Origin of the sequence: Sphingopyxis sp. P1IMeth2, assembly GCF_900185685.1 — a bacterium.
GTDB lineage: Bacteria > Pseudomonadota > Alphaproteobacteria > Sphingomonadales > Sphingomonadaceae > Sphingopyxis > Sphingopyxis terrae_A.
This window is the reverse complement of record NZ_FYAT01000012.1, coordinates 182,569-206,709: the sequence shown is the minus strand read 5'-3', so window position 1 is coordinate 206,709 and position 24,141 is coordinate 182,569. Positions and strand designations below refer to the sequence as shown.

Annotated in this window: 20 protein-coding genes and 1 tRNA gene; 12 read left to right on the top strand and 9 right to left on the bottom strand. The window is 64.2% G+C overall.

Annotated elements, in window-relative coordinates; translation table 11 throughout:
• Positions 1-33: 33 nt before the first annotated feature.
• The 6 genes from scpA to P1IM2_RS07775 all read left to right on the top strand — a co-directional run bounded on the left by scpA (position 34) and on the right by P1IM2_RS07775 (position 7,338).
• A complete protein-coding gene (gene scpA, locus P1IM2_RS07800; protein ID WP_186402047.1) occupies positions 34-2,181 on the top strand; it encodes a methylmalonyl-CoA mutase in 2,148 nt (715 codons plus the stop codon).
• Positions 2,178-3,458, top strand: a complete 1,281-nt coding sequence (locus P1IM2_RS07795; protein WP_062902582.1) for an O-acetylhomoserine aminocarboxypropyltransferase — start codon at positions 2,178-2,180, stop codon at positions 3,456-3,458. Before scpA ends, P1IM2_RS07795 begins: the two co-directional genes overlap by 4 nt.
• Complete coding sequence (gene bioB / locus P1IM2_RS07790) at positions 3,455-4,465, top strand: biotin synthase BioB (RefSeq protein WP_186402046.1); 1,011 nt, start codon at positions 3,455-3,457, stop codon at positions 4,463-4,465. Before P1IM2_RS07795 ends, bioB begins: the two co-directional genes overlap by 4 nt.
• A complete protein-coding gene (locus P1IM2_RS07785) occupies positions 4,462-4,854 on the top strand; it encodes a lysozyme inhibitor LprI family protein (RefSeq protein WP_186402045.1) in 393 nt (130 codons plus the stop codon). The genes bioB and P1IM2_RS07785 overlap by 4 nt, the downstream gene beginning before the upstream one ends.
• Positions 4,854-6,875 carry an acetyl/propionyl/methylcrotonyl-CoA carboxylase subunit alpha gene (locus P1IM2_RS07780; RefSeq protein WP_186402044.1) on the top strand — a complete coding sequence of 674 codons (2,022 nt, stop codon included), beginning with the start codon at positions 4,854-4,856 and terminating at the stop codon, positions 6,873-6,875. The genes P1IM2_RS07785 and P1IM2_RS07780 overlap by 1 nt, the downstream gene beginning before the upstream one ends.
• Before the next feature lie 91 nt (positions 6,876-6,966).
• Positions 6,967-7,338 (top strand): tRNA-binding protein, encoded by a 372-nt coding sequence (locus tag P1IM2_RS07775; protein ID WP_186402043.1) that lies wholly within the window; start codon positions 6,967-6,969, stop codon positions 7,336-7,338.
• 20 nt (positions 7,339-7,358) lie between these two features.
• On the opposite strand, the gene P1IM2_RS07770 is transcribed toward P1IM2_RS07775, so the two are convergent.
• From P1IM2_RS07770 to P1IM2_RS07740, 7 genes are all read right to left on the bottom strand, one after another.
• Complete coding sequence (locus tag P1IM2_RS07770; RefSeq protein ID WP_186402042.1) at positions 7,359-8,822, bottom strand: sulfotransferase; 1,464 nt, start codon at positions 8,820-8,822, stop codon at positions 7,359-7,361.
• A gap of 31 nt (positions 8,823-8,853) precedes the next feature.
• A complete protein-coding gene (locus tag P1IM2_RS07765; protein ID WP_186402041.1) occupies positions 8,854-10,245 on the bottom strand; it encodes a peptide MFS transporter in 1,392 nt (463 codons plus the stop codon).
• A gap of 108 nt (positions 10,246-10,353) precedes the next feature.
• Positions 10,354-11,568 carry a dihydroorotase family protein gene (locus P1IM2_RS07760; protein WP_186402040.1) on the bottom strand — a complete coding sequence of 405 codons (1,215 nt, stop codon included), beginning with the start codon at positions 11,566-11,568 and terminating at the stop codon, positions 10,354-10,356.
• Positions 11,559-12,554, bottom strand: coding sequence for an aspartate carbamoyltransferase catalytic subunit (locus P1IM2_RS07755; RefSeq protein ID WP_186402039.1), 996 nt, complete (start codon positions 12,552-12,554; stop codon positions 11,559-11,561). The genes P1IM2_RS07760 and P1IM2_RS07755 overlap by 10 nt, the downstream gene beginning before the upstream one ends.
• Positions 12,555-12,567: 13 nt before the next feature.
• Positions 12,568-12,918 (bottom strand): DUF1294 domain-containing protein, encoded by a 351-nt coding sequence (locus P1IM2_RS07750; RefSeq protein ID WP_186402038.1) that lies wholly within the window; start codon positions 12,916-12,918, stop codon positions 12,568-12,570.
• 41 nt (positions 12,919-12,959) lie between these two features.
• On the bottom strand, positions 12,960-13,418 hold the full coding sequence (gene ruvX / locus P1IM2_RS07745; RefSeq protein ID WP_186402037.1) for a Holliday junction resolvase RuvX: 459 nt from the start codon (positions 13,416-13,418) through the stop codon (positions 12,960-12,962).
• Between the two features lie 58 nt (positions 13,419-13,476).
• Positions 13,477-14,766 (bottom strand): DUF3089 domain-containing protein, encoded by a 1,290-nt coding sequence (locus P1IM2_RS07740; RefSeq protein ID WP_186402036.1) that lies wholly within the window; start codon positions 14,764-14,766, stop codon positions 13,477-13,479.
• Positions 14,767-14,845: 79 nt separating this feature from the next.
• Between P1IM2_RS07740 and P1IM2_RS07735 the strand changes: the two genes are divergently transcribed.
• From P1IM2_RS07735 to gatB, 4 genes are all read left to right on the top strand, one after another.
• Positions 14,846-16,624 (top strand): DUF4153 domain-containing protein, encoded by a 1,779-nt coding sequence (locus tag P1IM2_RS07735; protein ID WP_186402035.1) that lies wholly within the window; start codon positions 14,846-14,848, stop codon positions 16,622-16,624.
• 101 nt (positions 16,625-16,725) lie between these two features.
• The gene (gatC, locus tag P1IM2_RS07730) at positions 16,726-17,028 is read left to right on the top strand and encodes an Asp-tRNA(Asn)/Glu-tRNA(Gln) amidotransferase subunit GatC (protein ID WP_058811578.1); all 303 of its coding nucleotides are present in this window, start codon (positions 16,726-16,728) and stop codon (positions 17,026-17,028) included.
• 127 nt (positions 17,029-17,155) lie between these two features.
• Entirely contained in the window at positions 17,156-18,637 is a 1,482-nt protein-coding gene (gene gatA / locus P1IM2_RS07725; RefSeq protein ID WP_186402034.1) for an Asp-tRNA(Asn)/Glu-tRNA(Gln) amidotransferase subunit GatA, read from the top strand.
• Between the two features lie 97 nt (positions 18,638-18,734).
• Positions 18,735-20,201, top strand: coding sequence for an Asp-tRNA(Asn)/Glu-tRNA(Gln) amidotransferase subunit GatB (gene gatB, locus P1IM2_RS07720; RefSeq protein WP_062902571.1), 1,467 nt, complete (start codon positions 18,735-18,737; stop codon positions 20,199-20,201).
• Between the two features lie 36 nt (positions 20,202-20,237).
• Here the strand turns inward: gatB and P1IM2_RS07715 are convergent, their stop codons facing one another.
• Together P1IM2_RS07715 and P1IM2_RS07710 are read right to left on the bottom strand one after the other, a co-directional pair.
• Positions 20,238-21,932 carry an amidohydrolase gene (locus tag P1IM2_RS07715; RefSeq protein ID WP_186402033.1) on the bottom strand — a complete coding sequence of 565 codons (1,695 nt, stop codon included), beginning with the start codon at positions 21,930-21,932 and terminating at the stop codon, positions 20,238-20,240.
• A gap of 61 nt (positions 21,933-21,993) precedes the next feature.
• Positions 21,994-22,203 carry a hypothetical protein gene (locus tag P1IM2_RS07710; protein WP_186402032.1) on the bottom strand — a complete coding sequence of 70 codons (210 nt, stop codon included), beginning with the start codon at positions 22,201-22,203 and terminating at the stop codon, positions 21,994-21,996.
• Between the two features lie 169 nt (positions 22,204-22,372).
• Between P1IM2_RS07710 and P1IM2_RS07705 the strand changes: the two genes are divergently transcribed.
• Positions 22,373-22,457 (top strand) — tRNA-Leu (locus tag P1IM2_RS07705).
• Positions 22,458-22,545: 88 nt separating this feature from the next.
• A complete protein-coding gene (tig, locus tag P1IM2_RS07700; protein WP_186402511.1) occupies positions 22,546-24,132 on the top strand; it encodes a trigger factor in 1,587 nt (528 codons plus the stop codon).
• Positions 24,133-24,141 lie beyond the last annotated feature (9 nt).

The window sequence follows — 24,141 nt, the reverse complement described above, 5'->3', positions numbered from 1 at the left end:
CCGGCATGACGAAAAGAGAGTAGAGATACGCATATGACCGACAAACCGACCCTCGACCAATGGGCCGCCGCCGCCGACAAGGAAGTAAAGGGTAAAGACCTCACCTGGCACACGCCGGAGGGGATCGATGTCAAGCCGCTCTACACGGCCGAGGACGTCCAGACCGATCCCGGCCTGCCCGGTTTCGCGCCCTTCACGCGCGGCGTGCGGGCGTCGATGTATGCGGGGCGGCCGTGGACGATCCGGCAATATGCGGGCTTCTCGACCGCCGAGGAATCGAACGCCTTCTATCGCCGCAACCTCGCCGCGGGGCAGAAGGGTCTCAGCGTCGCCTTCGACCTTGCGACGCACCGAGGCTATGACAGCGACCATCCGCGCGTCGTCGGTGACGTCGGCAAGGCGGGGGTGGCGATCGACAGCGTCGAGGATATGAAGATCCTTTTCGACGGCATCCCGCTCGACCAGATGTCCGTCAGCATGACGATGAACGGCGCGGTCATCCCGATCCTTGCCTTTTTCATCGTCGCGGGCGAGGAGCAGGGGGTCGAGCGCAAGCTGCTCGACGGGACCATCCAGAACGACATCCTCAAGGAGTTCATGGTCCGCAATACCTATATCTATCCGCCCGAACCCTCGATGCGGATCATCAGCGACATCTTCGGCTACACGTCGCGAGAAATGCCCAAGTTCAACAGCATCTCGATCTCCGGTTATCATATGCAGGAGGCGGGGGCGACGCAGGTGCAGGAACTGGCCTTCACCATCGCCGACGGCATCGAATATGTTAAATATGGCGTGGCGAGCGGCCTCGACATCGACAAGTTTGCCGGTCGCCTGTCCTTCTTCTTCGCGATCGGCATGAATTTCTTCATGGAGATCGCCAAGCTGCGCGCCGCGCGCGTGCTGTGGCACCGCGCGATGACGAAGTTGGGCGCGAAGGACGAGCGCAGCAAGATGCTGCGCACCCATTGCCAGACGTCGGGGGTCAGCCTGACCGAGCAAGACCCCTACAACAATGTCATGCGCACGACGATCGAGGCGATGGCGGCGATGCTGGGCGGCACCCAGTCGCTGCACACCAATGCGCTCGACGAGGCGATCGCGCTGCCCACCGACTTTTCGGCCCGCATCGCGCGCAACACCCAAATCGTGATCCAGGAAGAAACGGGCATGTGCAACGTCGTCGATCCGCTCGGCGGCAGCTATTATATCGAGGCGCTGACGCAGCAGCTCGTCGACAAGGCGCAGGAGATTATCGACCGGGTCGAAAGCGAAGGCGGCATGGCCAAGGCGGTCGCCGCCGGCTGGCCCAAGGCGATGATCGAGGAAGCCGCCGCCGCCCGACAGGCGAGGGTGGACCGCGGCGACGATGTCATCGTCGGCGTGAACAAATATCGCCTGAAGGACGAGGATCTGCTCGAAACGCTCGAGGTCGACAACACCAAGGTCCGCGAGGCGCAGGTCGCACGGATCAACCGCGTCAAGGCGAGCCGCGACGAGGTCGCTTGCCAGGCCGCGCTCACCGCGCTGCGCCGCGCGGCGGCGGCTCCGCAGTCGATCGAGACCAATCTGCTCGCGCACGCGGTCGATGCGGCGCGCGCGCGCGCGACGCTGGGCGAAATTTCGGACGCGATGGAGGTCAGCTTCGGGCGCTACGGCACGGTGCCGAAGCCGGTGAAAGGCGTCTATGCCGCGCCCTATCAGGGCGACAACCGCTGGGCGCAGGTCGTCGACGGGGTGAAGGCGGTCGAACGCCGTCTGGGCCGCGCGCCCAAGCTGCTCGTCGCCAAGATGGGGCAGGACGGACACGACCGCGGCGCCAATGTCATCGCCTCGGCGTTCAGCGACATGGGCTTCGACGTGGTGTCGGGCCCCTTGTTCCAGACGCCCGAGGAAACGGTCGTGCTCGCGCTCGAAAGCGGGGTCGATGCGGTCGGCGCGTCGAGCCTTGCCGCCGGGCACAAGACGCTGATCCCCGAACTCATCAAGGGGCTGCGCGAGGCGGGGCGCGGCGATATCAAGGTGATCGCGGGCGGCGTCATTCCGCCGCAGGACTACGACTATCTGCGCGACGCGGGCGTGCAGGGCATCTATGGCCCGGGTAGCAATGTGGTGGAATGCGCCGCCGACGTCCTGCGCCTGCTCGGCCACAATATGCCCCCGCTGGAGGATGCTGCATGAGCAACCATAAACCCGAAACGCTGAGCGTTCACGCCGGCACCGCGCCCGATCCGACGACCAAGGCGCGGATCACGCCGATCTACCAGACCGCATCCTATGTGTTCGACGATGTCGATCATGCGTCGCGATTGTTCAACCTGCAGGAATTCGGGAATATCTACACCCGGATCATGAACCCGACGAACGGCGCGCTCGAAGGCAAGATCGCGGCGCTGGAGGGCGGGCAGGCGGCGCTCGCGGTGGCGTCGGGCCATGCTGCGCAGTTTCTGGCCTTCCATACGATCATGGAGCCGGGGTGTGAGATCGTTGCGGCGAAAAAGCTCTATGGCGGCTCCCTCAACCAGCTGGGGCAGAGCTTTCGCAAGATGGCGTGGACGACGCATTTCGTCGATGCCGACGATCCGGCGAATGTTGCGGCCGCGATCAACGACAGGACGCGCGCGGTCTTCATCGAAAGCCTCGCCAATCCGGGCGGGGTCGTGCAGGATATCGCGGCGATTGCAAAGGTCGCCCACGATGCCGGCGTACCGCTGATCGTCGACAACACGATGGCGACCCCGATGCTCTGCCGCCCGATCGAGCATGGCGCCGACATCGTCGTCCACTCGGCGACCAAATTCCTGAACGGTCATGGCAATGCGATCGGCGGCCTGATCGTCGATGCCGGGACGTTCGACTGGTCAAAGGGCGGCAAATATCCCGCGCTGAGCGAACCCAATGCCTCCTATCACGGGCTGACCTTCACCGAGGCGTTCGGGCCGCTCGCCTTCATCCTCGCCGCGCGGACGCTCGGCCTGCGCGACCTTGGCCCCGCGCTCGCGCCGATGAACGCCTTTCTTGCGCTCACCGGCATGGAGACGCTCGCGCTGCGCATGGACCGGCATTGCAGCAACGCGCTCGCGCTCGCCAAATGGTTGCAGGATCATCCGGCAGTGAGCTGGGTCTCCTATGCCGGGCTGCGGGGCAGCCCCTATCACGACCTCGCGCACAAATATCTCGGCGGGCGCGGCGGCGCCGTGTTCACCTTCGGCCTCCAGGGCGGCTACGATGCTGGCGTCAAGCTCGTCTCCGCGGTCAAGCTGTTCAGCCATCTCGCCAATCTGGGCGACACCCGCTCGCTGATCATCCATCCGGCATCGACGACGCACAGCCAGCTTTCGGAGGCCGAACTGGTCGAAGCGGGCGCCGGGCCCGACGTCGTCCGCGTGTCGGTGGGGATCGAACATATCGACGACATCATCGCTGACCTGGCACAGGCATTGGAGACCGAAGCGTGACCGAAACCCGTACCGACTGGACGCGCGAGGAAATCGCCGCACTGTTCGACCTGCCGTTCGACGAATTGATGTGGGAGGCGCAGGGCGTCCATCGCCGCCATCACGCGCGCGGCGAGGTGCAGCTTTGCACGCTCTTGAGCATCAAGACCGGCGGCTGCGTCGAGGATTGCGGCTATTGCTCGCAATCAAAACATGCCGACAGCGGGCTCAAGGCCACCAAGCTGATGGATGTGCGCGCGGTGCTGCAAGCTGCGGCGCAGGCGAAGGATGCCGGGTCGAAGCGCTTCTGCATGGGCGCCGCCTGGCGCAACCCCAAGGACCGCGACATGGCGAGCATCGTCGAGATGGTCGAGGGCGTGCGCGCGATGGGCATGGAAACCTGCATGACCCTGGGCATGCTGACCAAGGAACAGGCGCAGACGCTCGCGGTCGCGGGGCTCGACTATTACAACCACAATATCGACACGAGCCCGGAGAATTACGAGAATATCATCTCCACGCGGACCTTTCAGGACCGGCTCGACACGCTGGAGGAAGTCCGCAATGCCGGGATCAACGTCTGCTCGGGCGGGATTGTCGGGCTGGGCGAGACGCGCGCCGACCGCGTCGGTTTCATCCACGCGCTCGCAACGCTCGAACGCCATCCCGAAAGCGTGCCGGTCAACGCGCTGGTGCCGGTGAAGGGCACCGTGCTCGGCGACATGCTCGAGGGCACCCCGCTCGCGAAGATTGACGATATCGAATTCGTCCGCACGATCGCGGTCGCGCGTATCACGATGCCGAAATCGATGGTCCGCCTGTCGGCGGGACGCGAGAGCATGTCGGAGGCGACGCAGGCGCTCTGCTTCATGGCGGGCGCGAACAGCATCTTCACCGGCGACAAGCTGCTGACGACCGCGAACGCGGGCGACAATGCCGACGCGGCGCTCTTCGCAAAGCTGGGGCTGCGGCCGATGGAAAGCGAAGAGCCGATGCGCCAAGGGATGCTGACGGAGGCCGCGGAGTGATCCTCGCCCTTTTCTATTTGGCGGTAGCAGTCGCGGAGGATCCTCCCGTCGATTGCGACAATCAACGATATCAGGTCGAGATGAACCATTGTGCCGGAAAGGCCTATGAGGTCGCCGATGCTACGCTCAATGCGCAGTGGAAGCTGACCGTGGCCGAGATGCGAACGCGCGACAAGATGATCGATCGCCGCTATGACAGCCAACCGAAGCATTATGACACGCTGCTCGCCGCGCAGCGCGCGTGGCTGACCTATCGCGATCAGCAGTGCCTCTCCGAAAGCTTCGCCGCGCGCGGCGGTAGCATGGCACCGATGCTCCACAGCGGATGCATGGAACGATTGACCAAGGCGCGGACCGCCGAACTCAAGGCACTTGTCGAGGAATATTGATGTTCAAGAAAATCCTGATCGCCAATCGCGGCGAAATTGCCTGCCGCGTCATCAAGACCGCGCGGCGCATGGGCATATCGACGGTCGCCGTCTATTCGGACGCCGACGCGCGCGCGCCCTTCGTGCAGATGGCCGACGAGGCGGTGCATATCGGGCCGTCGCCTGCGTCCGAATCCTATCTGATCGCCGACAAGATCATCGCCGCATGCAAGGCGACCGGCGCCGAGGCGGTGCATCCGGGCTACGGCTTCCTGTCGGAACGCACCAGCTTCGCCGAGGCGCTGGCCAAGGAAAATATCGTCTTCATCGGCCCGCCGGTGAACGCGATCGCGGCGATGGGCGACATGATCGAGTCGAAGAAGCTTGCAAAGGAAGCGGGCGTCAACGTCGTCCCCGGCTTTGTTGGTGAAATCCGCGACACCGAACATGCCGTCGAGATCAGTAACGAGATCGGCTATCCGGTGATGATGAAGGCCAGCGCCGGCGGCGGCGGCAAGGGCATGCGCCTCGCCTATGACGAAAAGGACGTCCGCGAAGGCTTCGAGAGCGTCAAGCGTGAGGGGCTGAACAGCTTCGGCGACGACCGCGTGTTTATCGAGAAATTCATCCTCAATCCGCGCCATATCGAAATCCAGATTCTCGGCGATCAGCACGGCAACATCCTCTACCTCAACGAGCGCGAATGCAGCATCCAGCGCCGCCACCAGAAGGTCGTCGAGGAAGCGCCGTCGCCCTTCGTCACCGAAAAGATGCGCAAGGCAATGGGCGAGCAGTGCGTCGCGCTGTCGAAGGCGGTGGGCTATTACAGCGCGGGGACGGTCGAACTGATCGTGTCGGGCGCCGACCCGACGGGCGAGAGCTTCTACTTCCTGGAAATGAACACCCGGCTTCAGGTCGAGCATCCCGTGACCGAAGCGATTACCGGCATCGATCTGGTCGAACAGATGATCCGCGTCGCGGCGGGCGAGAAGCTCGAAATGACGCAGGACGACATCAAGATCGACGGCTGGGCGATCGAGAACCGGGTTTATGCCGAAGATCCCTATCGCGGTTTCCTGCCCTCGACCGGGCGCCTGACGCGCTATAAACCGCCGGTGCCTGGCTGGACCGACGATGGCGAGGAAAACGGCCGCCGGGGTGTCGACGGCGTGCGCGTCGACGACGGCGTTTACGATGGCGGCGAAGTGTCGATTTTCTACGACCCGATGATCGCCAAGCTGATCACCTGGGGCGAGACGCGCGACGAGGCAGCCGATCTGCAGGTCGCGGCGCTCGACCGCTTCGAGCTCGAGGGGCTTGGCCACAATATCGATTTTGTCTCGGCAATCATGCAGCATCCGCGCTTCCGCTCGGGCGAGCTGACCACGGGCTTCATTGCCGAGGAATATCCCGAGGGCTTCCACGGCGCGCCGACCGACGAAGCGGTGACCCGCGCGCTCGCGGCGATCGCGGGCTTCATGGCGAGCGCCGAGGCCGATCGCGCGCGGCGCACCGACGGTCAGCTCGGCGACCGGCTCGACCCGCCCGCGAAATGGCAGGTGACGATCGACGGCACGAGCCACAAGGTCAAACTCGGCCACAAGCATATCAAGGTCGACGGTGACAAGATCGACATCGCGCTCGAATATACGCCAGGCGACCGGTTGGTGATTGCCGAGATCGGAGACGGCGAACTGGCGGTGAAGGTCGCGAAGACGCGTACGGGCTGGCGCATGACGACGCGCGGCGCAATACACGACGTGCGCGTGCTGCCTTGGCACGTCGCGCCGCTGGCGAGCCACATGATCGAAAAGATCCCGCCCGATCTGTCGAAATTCCTCATCTGCCCGATGCCCGGCCTGCTCGTCGCGCTGCATGTCGGCGAAGGGGACAAAGTCGAGGCGGGTCAGCCGCTGGCGACCGTCGAGGCGATGAAGATGGAGAATATCTTGCGCGCCGAAAAATCGGGTGTCGTGAAGACGGTCAACGCAGCGCAAGGCGATAGCCTGGCGGTCGATGCGGTGATTTTGGAGATGGAATAATCCACTTTCGTCATTCCCGCGCAGGCGGGAATCCAGCTAAGGCAGTGAGGAAGCTGGATTCCCGCCTGGGGGGGAATGACGGAGAGTTGGAATGCACCTGAATCACGACGCCGCAGCCCCCGCTGCGGAGCCCATCGCCTTCGACGATTTCCTGCGCGTCGATATCCGCGTCGGCACGATCGTCGCGGCCGAGCCTTTTCCCGAAGCGCGCAAGCCGGCGTTCAAGCTGAAGATCGATTTTGGCCCCGCGATCGGCGTCAAGAAGAGCAGCGCGCAGATCGTCGCGCGCTACGCGCTCGAGGATTTGCCGGGTCGGCAGGTTGCGGCGGTCGTCAACTTTCCTCCGCGCCAGATCGGCAAGTTCATGTCCGAAGTGCTGACGCTGGGTTTCGCCGACGCGGCGGGCGAGGTGATCCTCTTTGCTCCCGATCGTGTGGTACCCGATGGAGCTCGGCTGTTCTGAATGAGCTTAACACAATATGTTCAATCAAGATCGTATCCATGGCGGGCGACCAGAGGCGCAATAATCGGCATCGCAGCACTTAGATGATGTCCATAGTTTCGCCAGCGAAACACCGCATCTTTGCTAACCGGGCCGCGCGCGCGCGCATAGCTGGGCGTTGCGGGCGTTGCGGGCGTTGAAGTAACTTCGACGGAATTGGCCGCGGGAAAGCTGAGGCCGGTTGCAACGCTGAGCCGCTCTCCGGCCGTTACTGGATCGGCGACCAGTTGCTCATATGACTGACGATACAGCAGGCACCCGGCAGCTTCCCAATGTGCGGTAAGTCTATCGATAGCCGCGAGATGATGTGCTGCATTGAGCGGGTTGAGTGCGCAATTATATCCATGCGTCAGATGATGCGACATCATTGAAACGACAACGTCGAGGGGATGGCGAGTCATCACTATGAACGGCGATTCCGGAAACGCCATCGTGAGAAGAGGCAAAAACTGTTCGTTGAACGGCATTTTATCCACGAAGTGTGGCGCCTGAGCCGTATCTGCGTCGGCGGAGGCTAGTCCTGAATAGAGGTCGCGAAGCGCGACAGCCAAGCGATCTTTCGTAACATTTCCGAGCGACGCCAAGCCATCGGGATAGCTGCCGAACTGCGTAGAAATATGTTGAACGAGATGGAACGCGAAGGGAAGTTCGCCACGCGCACTGACCATTTGATCAGCGCTTATCAGCTGTTCGAAAAGCGTCGTGCCCGACCGCGGCGGCCCCGTGACGAAGATCGGCTGAGGCAAGCGATCATTCTTCGGTGCGCGGGGCAATGCATTGATAAAGTCTGCTGAAAATATATCGATGACTCGATCGTGATGTGCCGTCAGGCGAGCAGCAGGATATGATAACTTCTCTGAGGCCGCGATCTCCGCTTTGCCGGCGACAAAATCTCCCCACGCATCGTCGTAACGGCCCGCGCGATCCCGCAGTCGACCGCGTGCCAACCTGTCGGATCCGGAAATCGAACTTGCTCGGTCGAGTATGTCGAGCGCCGTTTCCCATTCGTCCGTGCGCATCTTCAGAATCGCAGTCCTAACTGAGATATCCTGCCCCAATTGCGCTGCGAGTTTGTCGGCCCTCTCCAAAATTGCACGGAGATCGTCGAATCGATCAAGCCTTTCGAATACCCAACCTAAGCGGAGCAATACCCCAAGCGGGTCGCTGCTCCCGTCTATGCTTGCCGTTAACTGCATCGCCGCCAGTTCGTATTGCCCGGCGCGGGCAAGTGCAGCGCCGCGCGCAGCGAGCAGATCTGGGTGAGGTGCTTCACCTGGCGGCGTGCCCCGGTCAAGGTGATACAGGGCCAACGCCGTTTCGCCACGACGCGCTGCGAATTGTCCGAGCAATGCGTGTGCTTCATACGCATTGTTCGAGGTTGCCAGAATATCTCGTGCCTGAAGTTCCGCCTCCGCAAAACGGCCTTGAGAGAGCAGCGTCCGCATGCGTGTGAGGTTGGTCGACGACATGCCGGGCTCAACTCACATGCTTAACGGGTCCACCCATCAGCCGCTTCGCGAGGAACAGCTTGAACAGGATAAACGCGACCAGCCCGACCGCGGCGGTTGCGACGTGGAACAACCAGAAACTGGTCGTCGGCATCGACGAATACCATGTGCCCACCTCGCCGACGATCTTGTTCGCGCCGAAGAAAGCGAGGTAATAAATGCCGACGATCGTCGCGTTGAGTGCCTTCGGTGCCAGCTTGGTGAACAGCGCGAGGCTGACGGGCAGGATATGCGCAAAGCCGACGCTGTTGAGCAGATGGAACATCACGGGCCAGAACAGCCCGATCTTGCCGTCACCCTGCGTCGCCGCCGCCATGACGAGGCAGAGTCCGCCGGCGATGGTGAAGACGCTGCCGATGATCATCTTGCCCAACTCGTCGGGTTCGCGGTGGCGCTTGCCGTACCAGACATAGAAGGCAGCGACCGCGGCGAGCATCGAGAAGCTCGCCGCCGCGTCGATGGTGATCATCCAGCTCGTCGGCAGCGTCTCACCAAAGAAGGTGAGCTGGAAATGCTGATCGGCCCAGACCAGATAGGCGTTGAAGATTTCCTGATTGGTGAGCAGCGCGACCGCCATCACCGGCACCAGCGTCAGCACCGCGACGACGCGCAGCCAGTCCTGCCGCGACATCGGTTCGCTCGCTTTCGCAGCCGCGCCTTTCGCAGGCCGATTGTCGGCGGGCAGCCATGGTCCCGCCATGATATAGAGGATCAGGCCGATAACCATCACCACGCCCGCGGTGCCGAACCCCCAGTGCCAGCCGACCTTTTCGCCCAGCGTACCCGAAATCAGCGGCGCCGCGATGACGCTGACGTTGATCGCGATGTAAAAGATCTGGAACGCCATCGCGCGGCGCAGATCGTCGGGCTTGTAAAGTTCGCCGACCTGGCTCGCGATATTGCCCTTGAACAGTCCCACGCCGACGATCAGCGCGAGCAGGGCGAAGAGGAAGGCTCCCTCGAACGCCATCAGGAAATGACCGATCGCCATGATCAGGCCGCCGGCGATCAACGTCGCGCGCCGCCCGAGCCAGCGGTCGGCAATGAAGCCGCCTGCGATCGGGGTCAGATAAACGAGCGAGGTATAATCGCCGAAAATCTTCGACGCGAAGGGCTGGCCGTCGATCCCGCCGTACCAGCCGCGCAACCATTCCAGTCCGAAGACCCCGCTCGCATGTTCGGGCAGCAGCAGATATTTGACCATGTAAAGGACGAGCAAAGTCTGCATCGAATAATAGGAAAAACGCTCGCACCCTTCGACGAAAGCCAGATATCCGAGTCCCTTGGGATGGCCCAGAAAGGCGCGGTCGGCGCGGTCCATGCCCTCTTCGAAATCCGGCGTCGCCTCGGCAATCGTCATATGGTCACTCCCCGAAATTTCGGGCGACCCTAATGTTGCAAATGAAACTTTCCAGACACAATCGACGAACGGCGGCGGGCTCTTCTGCGACCCGGCGCGGTGGAGCGGTCAGCGAATCCGCTGGCCGCCCTTCCATAGCGCGGTGACGCGGCCCTGCACCGGCATGCCGTCGAAGGGCGTGTTGCCCGCCCAGGCGGCCATCCGCTTCGCATCGACCTGCCACGGCGCGCCCTCGTTGATCAGGATCAGGTCGGCATCACTACCCACCGTCAGCGTCCCCGCGTCGAGCCCGAGCAGCTTCGCCGGCGTCGCGGCGAGGAGATCGAACAGGCGCGCCGGGGTGACATGACCGTCGCGCACCAGTTGCAGCCCCATCGCGAGCAACGTCTCGGCGCCCGCCATGCCCGGGAGCGCTTCGGCGAAGGGCAGGCGCTTGTCTTCGGGGCCGCGCGGATCGTGGCCCGACGCGAGCACGTCGATCGTGCCGTCGGCGATGGCGGATAGGCAGGCGTGCCGGTCATCCTCGCTGCGCAGCGGCGGCGACAGGCGGGCAAAGGTACGGAAATCGCCGATCGCCGTGTCCGACAGGAACAGGTGGGCGGGCGTGATGCCGCAGGTGACGGGCAGGCCTTTCGCCTTGGCGGCGCGCACAATTTCGAGCCCGCGCGCCGTGGTGACCTGGCGGAAGTGGATCGGCGCGCCGGTTTCCTCGACAAGCATGATGTCGCGTGCGATCGCCATCGCCTCTGCGATCGCGGGCGCAGAGGCAAGGCCGAGCCGCGTCGCCATCTCGCCATCGGTCGCAACCGCGCCGGCGGTCAGCCCTTCGTCCTCGGAATGAGCGATAACGGTAAGGCCGAGCGACGCGGCGTAGGACAGAACGCGGCGCATGACGCCGGCATCGGCGATGCGTGCGCGTCCGGTGGCGACCGCGCGCGCGCCCGCCTGCTGCATCAAACCGATCTCGGCGAGTTCGGCGCCGGCGAGGCCCTTGGTCGCGGCGGCGAGCGGGTGAACCCATAGGTCGGGCTTGCCGCCCTTCGCGGCGCGTTCGACCAGACCCGCGCCGTCGAGCGGGCCGCTGTCGGGCATCAGCGCCGCGCGCGTGATGCCGCCGAAGTGAAAGGCCGGCTTGTCGGTCGCGAAGACGCCGAAATCGATGATGCCGGGGGCGAGCCATTGGCCCTTGGCGTCGATCGTTTCGGTGCCCTCCGGCGTTTCCGACGGGTTCAGCGCCGCGATGCAGCCGCCCGCAACCAGCAGGCTGCCCGGTTCGCCGCCGAGCAGGAGCGCATTGGCGATCAGAAGGGGCTTCAGTTCCATCCCGGCACCTCCCGCTTGCGGCGCGTCAATATGTCGAGGCAGGCCATGCGCACCGCTACCCCCATTTCGACCTGTTCGGTAATCGTCGAGCGCGCGGGATCGTCGGCGACATTGCTGTCGATCTCGACCCCGCGGTTCATCGGGCCGGGGTGCATGACGATCGCATCGGGCTTCGCCTTGTCCAGCCGCTGCGGCGTCAGGCCGTAGAGCGCGTGATATTCGCGCGCGCTCGGCAGATAGGCGCCGTCCATGCGTTCGTTCTGCAAACGCAGCATCATTACGGCGTCTGCGCCTTTCAGCCCCTCGTCCATGTCGGTGAAGGTCGCGACATGCATCCGTTCCATCGCGGGCGGCGTCAGCGTCGGCGGCGCGACGACGCGCACCTCATTGCCGAGCAGAGTGAGCGCCAGGATGTTCGAACGCGCGACGCGGCTGTGCAATACGTCGCCGCAGATCGCGATCGTCAGCCCTTCGACGCGTCCGAGCCGGCGGCGGATGGTCAGCGCATCGAGCAGCGCCTGCGTCGGATGTTCGTGGCGCCCGTCGCCCGCGTTGAGCACCGGGCAATCGACCTTGTCGGCAATCAGCTGCACCGCGCCCGACGACGCATGGCGGATCACCATCGCGTCGGCGCGCATCGCATTCAGCGTCATCGCCGTGTCGATCAGCGTCTCACCCTTCTTCACGCTCGACTGCGCGGCGTGCATGTTCACGACGTCGGCACCAAGGCGCTTGCCCGCGATCTCGAACGATAGGAGCGTGCGCGTCGAATTTTCGAAAAAGGCGTTGATGATCGTCAGCCCCTTGAGCCGGTCGTCATGCTTCGCCGCGCCGCTGCGATTGAGTTCGACCCACTCTTCGGCGGCATCCAGGATGTAGGAAATCTCCCACGGGGTGAGCTGGGCGATGCCGGTCAGGTGGCGATGGCGAAAGGCATCGCCGCCGGGCGGATAGTCGCTGGCGGGTCGAGGAGTTGCGCTTGTCATTAAAGCCGAGCCTTTAGGTCGCAGCGCGCAAATAGGCAAGCGCCGTAGACAGGGAGGGACCGACTTTGCTTGCCGCCTCGGACAGGAGCGGATCGAAGAGGCCGAGCGCCCACAAGGCCAGGAGCACGAGTTCCATCGCGAACAGAAAATGCATATCGTCGGCGAAAGGCTGTTTGCGCGTCTTGTGGCGAACGAGGCGTGACGCCGCGACGGCCCCGATCGCGCCGCCGATCCTTGCCCAGTCGAGTAGCGTCGCTTCGCGGATGCGCCAAAGTCCTTTGTCGGCGCGCTGCTTGTCGATTACCATCAGCGCAAAAGCGATCAGGTTGGCGGCGACAAGCCAATAGAGAATATAGGCGGTCATTTTCGGCCGTATAACCGCGAAATACCCGCGAAATGTTAAGGTCAGCGCACCAGCGCGTCGATCGCGCCCTGCAGGATGAAGGCGGCGGCCGCGCTGTCGACGCGCTCGGCGCGCTTGGCGCGGCTGACGTCGGCCGCGATCATCGCGCGCTCGACCGCGGCGGTCGACCAGCGCTCGTCCCAGAGCAACAGAGGTAGCGCAAGCGGCGCGAGGTTGCGGGCGAAGGCGCGGGTGCTTTGGGTGCGCGGGCTGTCGCTACCGTCCATATTGAGCGGCAGGCCGACGACGATGCCGACCACGGACTGTGCTGCGACCAGCGCCTTGAGCGCCTCCAGATCGACCGTGAATTTCTTGCGGACGATCGTCTTGTCGGGCGTTGCGAAGCCCCACCCCGCGTCGCACAGCGCAACACCGATCGTCTTGGTTCCGACATCAAGGCCCATCAGGCGGCCGCCGCGGGGCAGGGCGGCAGAAAAATCGGAGGCGGTGGTGGTAATCATCGGGCTGCCCTTAACCCTAAAGCCGCGTCATTGCGAGCGAAGCGAAGCAATGACGATGTTAGGATTTAGAGGTGGGCGTCGTCGCCGCAACCGGCGCTGCCGGGGGCGACACCGGCGAGGCCTTCCCCTCGAACGCAGCGAGACGCCGCAGCGCATCGGCCCGGACGTTCGCCCAGAACAGGGTGATGTCATAGACATGATAATTGTTGCCGGGCAGCACATAGCCCGCAACGACGAAATGCTGCGCAGCGTCTGCGTCCCCGATCATCAGGAAACCGCGATCGTCGTCGCATTTGGCGCCAACCTTGCCGGTGATGAGCTCGCCCTTGCGGAAGCCATCGGACGGTTTGAGCGTGCCGATGTTCGCCTCCGGTCCTGCGGCGGCATCGGGCGTGCCGGTGAGCGGGTTGGTACAGAGCATGCGCGTGCCGGCGCGCGGCCGCCCGTCGAAGCCGATCGTGCCGTCATAGGCGCCGGTGACCATCGACGTATCGGCGGGCTCGGCAAAGCTTGCCCATGACAGAATACAGCCTTTTTGATCGGGCTTGTCGCAAGCGGGCAGGCCAAGCGCGGCCATATCGGTATCGCGGCTGATGGGCCAGCCGATGACATAGGCGGCCACGATACGCTTCGCGAGCGGCGTGCCCGCGATACGGTTCTTCAGCAGCGTCGTCAGATGCAGCGCGCCCTGGCTATGGCCCGCGAGAATGATCGGCTTGTCCTTGGGGATCGCCGCGAGAAAGGCGTCGAATGCCTGTTCGACGTCGCGGTAGGCGGCGTCGATCGCCTTGCTCGCCGTGACGCGGTCTTCGGCCAGAAACGCGCCGAGCGTCGCCTGGCGATAGCGCGGCGCCCATATGGCGCCCGCATCGCCGAATGCGCTTGCCATGCCGCGCACGAACAGCGTGGCGCGGTAATCGGCGTCGGCATCGCCGAGCGGCGCGTTCCAGCTCGCCTTGCTGTAATAGCTTGTCGGGTGGACGAAAAAGACCGCGGCATCGCCGAGCGGCGCGATCGGTGCCGCTCCCGCTGCTTCGGCCGCCTTTGCGGGCGCAATCAGCGGACGCGCGCTCGGTTCAGGGGCACTTGCCTCGCCTTCGCCGCCTCCGGCCTCCGCTTCGGCGGCGGGCGGACGCCAGGCCGACGGGTCGTCGGGCAGGCCGGGGCGGGCGATCCACATTTTGGGATCGTCATAGGCGTTGGCCGCCACCGCCGCTTGCGGTTTGAATTCGGTGTTCGGAACGAAGGCAACGCGGCCGAACCAGCCGGGATTGAGCTGATAGGCAATGCCGACACCGAGTATCATCAGAATGATCGCGGCGATGAAATAAAGGAATTTGCGGGCCAAGTCGGGGCTCCATGCGGCGGGAGATATGGGTGTGCTATCTGGCTTGCGCGGCGCCATCAAACAAGCCCAGATGTGGGGCATGACCGACAGCATCGCTAGCGGCGCCGCGCCCGATTCGCCCATGCTTTCCACTCGCCTCGACGACAGTGACCCGCCGTGGCCTCAGCGCCCCTGGGTCATGGCGGCGCTTTGCGCGACCGCGGGCCTGCTTTTCCACGCCTGCGTTGACCATGACTATGGCGATCCGCTTGACCGTTGGCGGATGGCGCTCGCGACCTTCGTCGCGGTCGCAACGCTGGTGTTCACGCTCGGCATGGAAATCCGCCGCGTGCATTGGGCCGCGGGCTTCGCGCTCCTGTGGGGCGCGATCATGGCGCTGATCGTGTGGAACGGGGCAGGCTATAATTTCGATGCCTCGCCCTTTGAATGGCCCTTTTGGTCGGGGCTGCTGGCGGTCCTGGTCGCAACGCCGCTCTTTCAGACGCGCCGTGACGTCGCGCCCGACGGACGGTTCTGGAAGCTGTGGCAGATGCCCTACGACAGGCTGCACAGCCACGCCTGGACCGATGCGGTGATCGGGGCGGCATCGCTGGCGTTCGTCGGCCTTTCCTTCCTGCTCACCGTGCTGATCGGCGAAATGTTCCACCTGATCGGCATCGATCTGATCCGCGAACTGCTGCGGGGAGAATGGTTCGGATGGATGCTCGCAGGGGCGGCGTTCGGCGGCGCAGTGGGGCTGCTGCGTGAACGCGACAAGCTCGTCGCGACACTGCAGCGACTGGTGATGATCGTGCTTTCGGTGCTCGCCCCGGTGCTCGCCGCGGCGTTGCTGATCTTTTTGCTGTCGCTTGTCGGGACGGGCCTGCAACCCTTGTGGCGATCGGGTTTTTCGACTGCGGCGCTGATGATGGCGGCGGCTGCCTTTGCCGTGTTGCTCGCGAATGCGGCGATCGGCAATGGCCGCGAAGAGCGTGCGGGCAACCTGCTGCTGCACGTCGCGGCGGCGGCGCTGGTCGCGGTGGTTCTGCCGCTCGCGGTCATTGCCTTTTATTCGATGCACCTGCGCGTGCTCCAATATGGCTGGACGCCCGAGCGGCTGTGGGGCGTGATCGCGGCGGTAATCGCCGTCGCCTATGGCATATCGGGGCTGTGGTCGGTCGTCCGGGGACGGCATGATTTCGACGATCTGTTGCGGCCGCTGCAACAGAAATTGGCGATCGGGCTGGTCCTGCTTGCAGGTTTTCTGGCGCTTCCTATCGTCGATTTCGGCGCGATCGCAACGCGCGATCAGCTTGCACGACTGGAAAGCGGCAAGGTCGGTGCGGACAAGTTCGACTGGGCGGCGCTGGCGTTCGATTTTGGGCCGAGCGGGCGGCAGGCGTTGGCGCGTCTCGCCAAGTCGCCGGACAAGGCACGCGCGAACCGCGCGAAAATCGCCATGAGCGCGAAGAACCGCTGGGACTTGGGCCCCGGCGATGACGGCGATGCGGCGGAAGTCGCCTATCGCGCAACGCCGCTCGCCGACAAGGTTCGCGTCCTGCCGGCCGGGCGGACCCTGATTCCGGATTTCGAAAAAGCGATCGAGGAGCAGCAATGGTGCCGCGATGCACCCTGCATTCTCTACTGGCTGTCGGATCAGCGCGTCGCGGTGATCGGACGGGGGCAGGCGCGGGTGATGATGCTCGAACGCGACGCCAACGGCCGCTGGAGCCCGAACTATGCGTTGGGCGACAGCGCATCGCGCGGTGACACGGCGCTGACCGTCGACGATCTGGTAAAGGCGCCGGTCGAGCTGCGCACGGTCCAGCGCCGGCAGCTTTTCGTTGGCGGCAAGGCCGTGGGCGGCAATTTCGAATAGGGGCGTCACTCGATCTAGCCGCGCCGCGGCGGTCAGGATCATAGTTGATGCGGTGCGGCGAGGGTGCTAGCGGCGCTGCTTCTCCCGATAAGGCGACAGACATGGCAATCGATCAAGCAACAGTCCGGAAAATTGCGTCGCTCGCGCGCATCGCCATCACCGATGACGAAGCGGCGGCGATGGAAGGCGAACTCAACGGTATCCTCGGCTGGGTCGAGCAATTGGGCGAGGTCGATGTGACCGGCGTCGAGCCGATGACCGCCGTCATCCCGAACACGCTGCGCCTGCGCGACGATGTGGTTGATGCCGACCCGCTGACCGGCGGGGGCCGCCGCGACGATATTCTTGCCAATGCGCCCGAACCGCAGCACGGCTTCTTTGGCGTGCCGAAGGTGATCGAATGATACGCCTTGCTCTTTTTCCGTTTGCCCTGACCCCGGATCAAGTCCGGGAGACGGGCGGTTCTTCTCTTCACCGTTCGAAAAATGAAGAACGGTGCTTCGACAAGCTCAGCACGAGCGGGTTTGGGAAATGACAGATCTTACGAATCTCACCGTTGCAGAAATTCGCGACGGCCACCGCGCCGGTGATTTTTCGGCCGTCGAAGTGGCCGAGGCGTTCAACGCGAACGTCGCCGCGGCCAAGGCGCTCAATGCCTTCATCGTGGAAACGCCCGACCGCGCGGTCGAGGCCGCCAAAGTGGCGGATGCCGACCGCGCGGCCGGAACGCTGAAGCCGCTGTCGGGCGTGCCGATCGGCATGAAGGATCTGTTCGCGACGAACGGCGTCCAGACGACCGCCGCGAGCCATATGCTCGAAGGCTTTGTGCCGCGCTATGAATCGACCGTCAGCCAGAAATTGTGGGACGCGGGTTGCGGGATGCTCGGCAAGCTCAACCTCGACCAGTTCGCGATGGGCTCGTCGAACGAGACGAGCTATTTCGGCAATGTGATCAGCCCGTGGAAGCGCAACGACGGCGGTAATGCCGCGCTCGCGCCGGGCGGGTCGTCGGGCGGTTCGTCTGCAGCGATAGCGGCGCGGCTCTGCCCTGCGGCGACCGGCACCGACACCGGCGGCTCGATCCGCCAGCCTGCGGCTTTCGTGGGCATTTCGGGCATCAAGCCGACCTATGGCCGCTGCTCGCGCTGGGGCATCGTCGCTTTCGCCAGCTCGCTCGACCAGGCGGGGCCGATGGCGCGCGATGTTCGCGACTGCGCGATCATGCTCGAAAATATGGCGGGCTTCGATCCGAAGGATGCGACCAGCCTCGACCTGCCCGTGCCGAATTGGGAAGCGGCCTTGTCGAGCGATCTCAAAGGCAAAAAGGTCGGTATTCCCAAAGAATATCGCCTTGAGGGCATCGATCCCGAGATCGACGCAATGTGGGACGCCGGCATCGCGATGTTGAAGGATGCGGGGGCCGAGGTCGTCGAGATCAGCCTGCCGCACACCAAATATGCGCTGCCGACCTATTATATCATCGCGCCGGCCGAGGCCTCGTCGAACCTCGCGCGCTATGACGGCGTGCGCTATGGTTTGCGCGATCTGCCGCAGGGTGCGGGCTTGCAGGACATGTACGCCGCGACGCGTGCCGACGGTTTCGGTCCCGAGGTCAAGCGCCGCATCATGATCGGCACCTATGTGCTCTCGGCGGGCTTCTACGACGCCTATTACACGCAGGCGCAAAAGGTGCGGGCGCTGATCTCGCGCGACTTTACCGCGGCGTTCGAGACGTGCGACGTGATCCTCGCGCCGACCGCGCCGTCGGCGGCGTTCGGTTTGGGCGAAAAAACCGCCGATCCGCTGTCGATGTATTTGAACGACGTATTCGCGGTGCCCGCGAGCCTCGCCGGCCTCCCCGCGATGTCGGTCCCCGCGGCGCTGAACCGCGAAGGGCTGCCGCTCGGCTTGCAGATCATCGGCAAGGCGTTCGACGAGCAGGGCGTACTCAACGCCGGGCTGGCGATCGAGGAACGCGCGGGTTTCACCGCGCGGGCGGAGAAGTGGTGGTGATTTAGCGGTGTGCTCCCGCGAAGGCGGGAGCCCAGAGCGGCCTAGCGCTGCCCCGCACTGGATCCCCGCCTTCGCGGGGATACAAGAAGGAACGAAGATGTCTGACTATCGCATCAAGGGCGAAACCGGCGAGTGGGAGGTCGTGATCGGCCTCGAGGTCCATGCGCAGGTCACCTCCAACGCCAAGCTGTTCTCGGGCGCCGCGACGGCGTTCGGGGCCGAACCCAATACGCAGGTGAGCCTCGTCGACGCCGCGATGCCGGGCATGCTGCCGGTGCCGAACCGCGAGTGCATCCGCCAGGCGGTGCGCACCGGCATGGCGATCGATGCGCAGATCAACAAATGGTCGCGCTTCGACCGCAAGAATTATTTCTACGCCGATCTGCCGCAGGGATACCAGATTTCCCAGCTCTATCATCCGCTTGTCGGCGAAGGCTCGCTGCATATCGAGGCCGATGAGAAGGCCGGAATCGCCGCCGACAAGGTGATCGGCATCGAACGCATCCATGTCGAGCAGGATGCCGGCAAGCTGATGCACGACCAGCATCCGACGATGTCGTTCGTCGATTTGAACCGTTCGGGCGTCGCGCTGATGGAAATCGTGTCGAAGCCCGACATGCGCTCGCCCGCCGAGGCCGGGGCCTATGTCCGCAAGCTGCGTGCGATCCTGCGCTATGTCGGATCGTGCGACGGCAATATGGAAGAAGGCTCGATGCGCGCCGACGTCAACGTCAGCGTCCGCAAGCCCGGCGACGAATTCGGCACGCGCACCGAGACGAAGAATGTGAACTCGGTGCGCTTCGTCATGCAGACGATCGAATATGAAGCAAAGCGCCAGGTCGAGGTGCTGGAGGCCGGCGGCACGGTCGACCAGGAAACGCGCCTCTTCAACCCCGACACGGGAACGACGCGCACGATGCGGTCGAAGGAAGACGCGCACGACTATCGCTATTTCCCCGATCCCGATCTGTTGCCGCTCGAACTCGACGATGACTTCCTCGCCGAGTGCCGCGCCAGCTTGCCCGAACTGCCCGACGCCAAGCGCGCGCGCTACCTGGGGCTGGGCATTTCGGCCTATAATGCCGACGTGTTGACCGCCGAGGTCGAAAACGCGCGCTGGTTCGACGCACTGCTCGAAACCGGCGCCGAGCCCAAGGCGGCGGCGAACTGGGTGACCAGCGAGCTGTTCGGCGCACTAAACCGTCTCGGCAAGGACATCGGCGATTGCCCGGTGACCCCGGCGCAGGCGGGCGAACTGCTCGGCCTGGTTGCCGACGGCACGATTTCGGGCACGATTGCGAAACAGGTCTTCGAAAAGATGCTCGAAACCGGCGACGGCGCAGCCGCGATCGTCGATCGCGAGGGCCTCAAGCAGACGAGCGACACGGGCGCGATCGAGGCCGAAATCGCCAAGGTTCTTGCCGCCAATGCCGACAAGGTCGAGCAGTATAAGGGGGGCAAGGAAGCGCTGTTCGGCTTCTTCGTCGGTCAGACGATGAAGGCGATGCAGGGCAAGGCGAACCCGCAGGTCGTGAACGAGCTGCTGAAAAAGGCGCTTTCCTGAAGGCGCTGGCAATGTTGGAGGGGAGGGCGGCCACCCTTAGTTGGCGGACGCCTTCCACACCGTCCGGCCTTCCTTCACCGTTTCCAGCACCTTGATGTCCTTGATGGCATCGACCGGCGACGCCAGCGGATTTTTGTCGAGGATCACGAAGTCGGCGAGCAGCCCGGCCTTGATGCGACCCTTGCGATTCTCCTCGAAAACCTGCCACGCGGGAGCGGTCGTGAGCGCCTGCAATCCTTCATAGGCGTCAAGCCGCTGGTCGGCGCCGGCGACGACGCCGGTGGGGGAGACGCGCGCCATCGACGTCCAGAGCATGAAGCGCGTGTCGAGCGGCGTAACGCTGAAATCGCTGTGGTTCGACGCGATCAGGCCGGCTTCGCGCGCGGCACGGAAGGGGCTGATGAAATCGACCACCTCCTTCGGGAAATTGCTGCGGTGGACGTCACCCCAATACCAGGTGTGGTTTGAGAAATAGGCCGGGCCGACACCGATGCGGGCATAGGCGGGCAATTGGTCAGGGCGCTGGAACTGCGAGTGAATGACAATCGGGCGGCGATCGTCGGCGGCCTTGATCCCCAGTGCATCGAAGCCCTTGATCGCCATGTCGATCGCGGCGTCGCCATTGGCGTGGACGAATATCTGCCAGCCGCGGTCGTAGACCTTGCGGGCCAGCGTGTCGAACTCTTCCTGGCTGACGATCGGCTGCCCGTGCCACGGGTGGTCGCCGCTCGGGCTGCCGCGTTCGTAATCGCGCGTGAAATAGGCGGTGCGTGCCTGCGGGCTGCCGTCAAGGATGAACTTGACCCCCTCGATCTTCACATGGCCTTGGTAGGTGCGGAAGCGGATGTCAGGGTTCGCGAGCAACGCGTCGAGTCCGGTATAGATGGGCAGCAGCGCCAGATCGATCTTGAGCCGCGCGCGGGCCGCATCGCTGGTGAAAAAGCCCAGGTCGGCGGGCGAGGTCGCGCCGTCCTGCGCATGGGTGTAGCCTTCGGCGAAATAGCGCGCCTGCGCCGCATCGAGCATCGCGAGCTTCTGTTCCGCCGTCGGCTGCGGCATCGCGGGCAGCATCTGGTACATCGCCTTTTCGAGCAGCACGCCGTTCAGCCGTCCGGCGTCGTCGCGCAACATCAGCCCGCCCGGCGGCGGCTGGCTCGCGTCCGACAGCCCCGCCGCGGCGAGTGCTGCGCTGTTCGCGACGAGCCCGTGGAGCGAGATGTGCAGCACGACGATCTTGTGATCGGGCGATACCGCGTCGAGCTCGGCGCGGGTGATATGACGCCGCTCTTTCAGCGCTTCGTCATTATATTGCCACACGACCACCCAGCCGCCCTTTGGAATGGCGCGCCGCGCTATGAAATCGCGGACCACGCCTTGCAGGCTGGCGATGTCGGTGACGGGCGGCAGCGACTTGTCCCACAGGTCGAGCCCGCCCGACATCTGGAGCGCGACGGCGAAATGCGAATGGGCGTCGACGAAGCCAGGCAGCATCGTCGCACCGGCGAGATCGTGGATCACGGCGTCCTTGCCGGCGGCGCGGCGCGCGCCCTTTTCATCGCCGACGAAAATTATCTTGCCGTCGCTGGCGACGACGGCCTTGGCCAGATGCGGCGTGTCGCCGTCCATCGTGACAATCGGTCCGCCGCGATAGATGGTCGGACGATCCTGCGCGCCCGCTGACTGCACGTTCAGCGCGGCGAAAAGGGCGAACGCCCCAATGGTCTTTTTCATAGCCCTCTCTCCCGCGGCCTTCTTGGCGGCGGGGAAGGGGAACGGTCAAGCGCTTAGCAAACTAAATGTGCTGCGGCGGCGCTTCATCGGGGCCGCGGCCGGGCTCGTCGATATCGCTGCCGCCGGGGCTTCCGGGTATTTCCTGCGGCTGCCCCGCGGGGTCTTCGTGTGGCGTGGGTTGCGCCGGTCTTTCGGGCGGCGACTGCGGCTCGATGATATCGGGCTTGGGCTTGGGAAGGGGGTCAGGCAGGCTGTTGGTGCCGCTGGTCATGATCGTCTCCTTGGACTCCAACAACCTATAGCCGCGTTCATCGTTCCGCTCACGGAATATCGCGGCTTTCCGCCCTTGCCCTCGGCCACGCGTCTGCTATAGCCCCGCCCGGCCCGCACGGGCGTGCGCGGCACAGCGCATGGATTCGTGCACCCGGCCGACAGCTCATGCGGGCGTGGCGGAATTGGTAGACGCGCTGGTTTTAGGTACCAGTATCGCAAGATGTGGGGGTTCGAGTCCCTTCGCCCGCACCACTTCCGTAAGAGCGAGGTCGGATAGAAGAACCCAGCTTTCGGGCCGGGTTTGCGATACGAGATTTTGAGCAAGGATAAGACCAAGGCAATGAAGACCGTCGAAACGCTGAACGAAGGCCTGAAGCGCGAATATCGCCTGACCATCACCGCGAAGGACATCGACGCGCGCGTCGATGACGAAGTCAAGGCGATCGCGCCGACCGTGCGCATGCCCGGCTTCCGCCCCGGCAAGGTGCCGCCGAACCTGATCCGCAAGATGCACGGCGAAGCGCTGTCGGCCGACGCGCTGAACAAGGCGATCGATGCCGGCGTGCGCGATCTGATGACGAAGGAAAAGCTTCGTCCGGCGCTGCAGCCTGCCGTCAGCCTGGACGACGGCTATGAACGCGGCAAGGACGCCGAGTTGACGGTCGCGCTCGAAGTGCTGCCCGAAATCGAGGCGCCGTCGATCGACGGGCTGAAGCTCGAGCGCCTGACCGTCGCGGCCGACGATGCGGCCGTGATGGCCAAGATCGAGGAATTCGCCGCGCAGATGAAGCGCTTCGAAGAGGCGCCCAAGATCAAGAAAGCCGCGACCGGCGATCAGGTCATCATCGACTTCGCCGGCAGCGTCGATGGCGTCGCCTTCGATGGCGGCACGGGCGAAGACATGGCGGTCGAAATCGGTTCGGGCCAGCTCATCCCCGGTTTCGAGGATCAGCTCGTCGGCGTGAAGGTCGGTGACGAAAAGACCGTGAAGGTCAGCTTCCCCGACGAATATCCGGTCGAAAATCTGAAGGGCAAGCCCGCCGAATTCGCCGTGAAGGTGAAGGAAGTGAAGGTTCCCGCCAAGACCGCGATCGACGACGAGTTCGCCAAGTCGCTCGGCCTCGAGAGCCTGGAAAAGCTCAAGGAGCTTATGCAGGGCCAGGTCGAACAGGAACATAATGGCCTGACGCGCACCTATATGAAGCGCAAGCTGCTCGACCAGCTCGCCGCGAGCCACGATTTCGATGTGCCGCCGACGATGGTCGAAGCCGAATTCGGACAGATCTGGCAGCAGCTCGAACATGAAGCGAGCCACGAAGCCGATCCCGAAGCGGCGAAGGCCGAACTCGAAAAGGATCGCGACGAATATCGCAGCATCGCGGTGCGCCGCGTCCGCCTTGGCCTGCTCCTCTCGGAGATCGGCCAGGCGCATGGCGTGCAGGTCAGCGCGCAGGAGATGCAGCGTCTGGTCATGCAGGCGGCGCAGCAATATCGCCCCGAAGACCGCCAGCGCTTCGTCGAATATGTCCAGCAGGACGCGCTCGCGGCGGCGCAGCTTCGCGCTCCGCTGTACGAGGACAAGGTCGTCGACTTCCTGTTTGAAAAGGCGGAAATCAGCGATCGCGAAGTGACCCGCGAAGAGCTGGAAGCCGCGATCGAAGCCGATGACGATCACGTCCATGGTCCGGGCTGTGGCCACGACCATGATCATGACGCCAAGCCCGCCAAAAAGGCGGCCGCGAAAAAGCCCGCTGCCAAGAAGGACGCGGTGAAGGACGAAGCCAAGGCCGAAAAGGCCGAAGCTCCGGCCAAGAAGGCGCCGGCGAAGAAGGCTGCGGCCAAGGCCGATGCCGAGGAAAAGCCGGCAGCCGCCAAGAAGGGGCCTGCCAAAAAGGCTCCGGCCAAAAAGGCTGCCGCCAAGGATTGATCCTGCGGC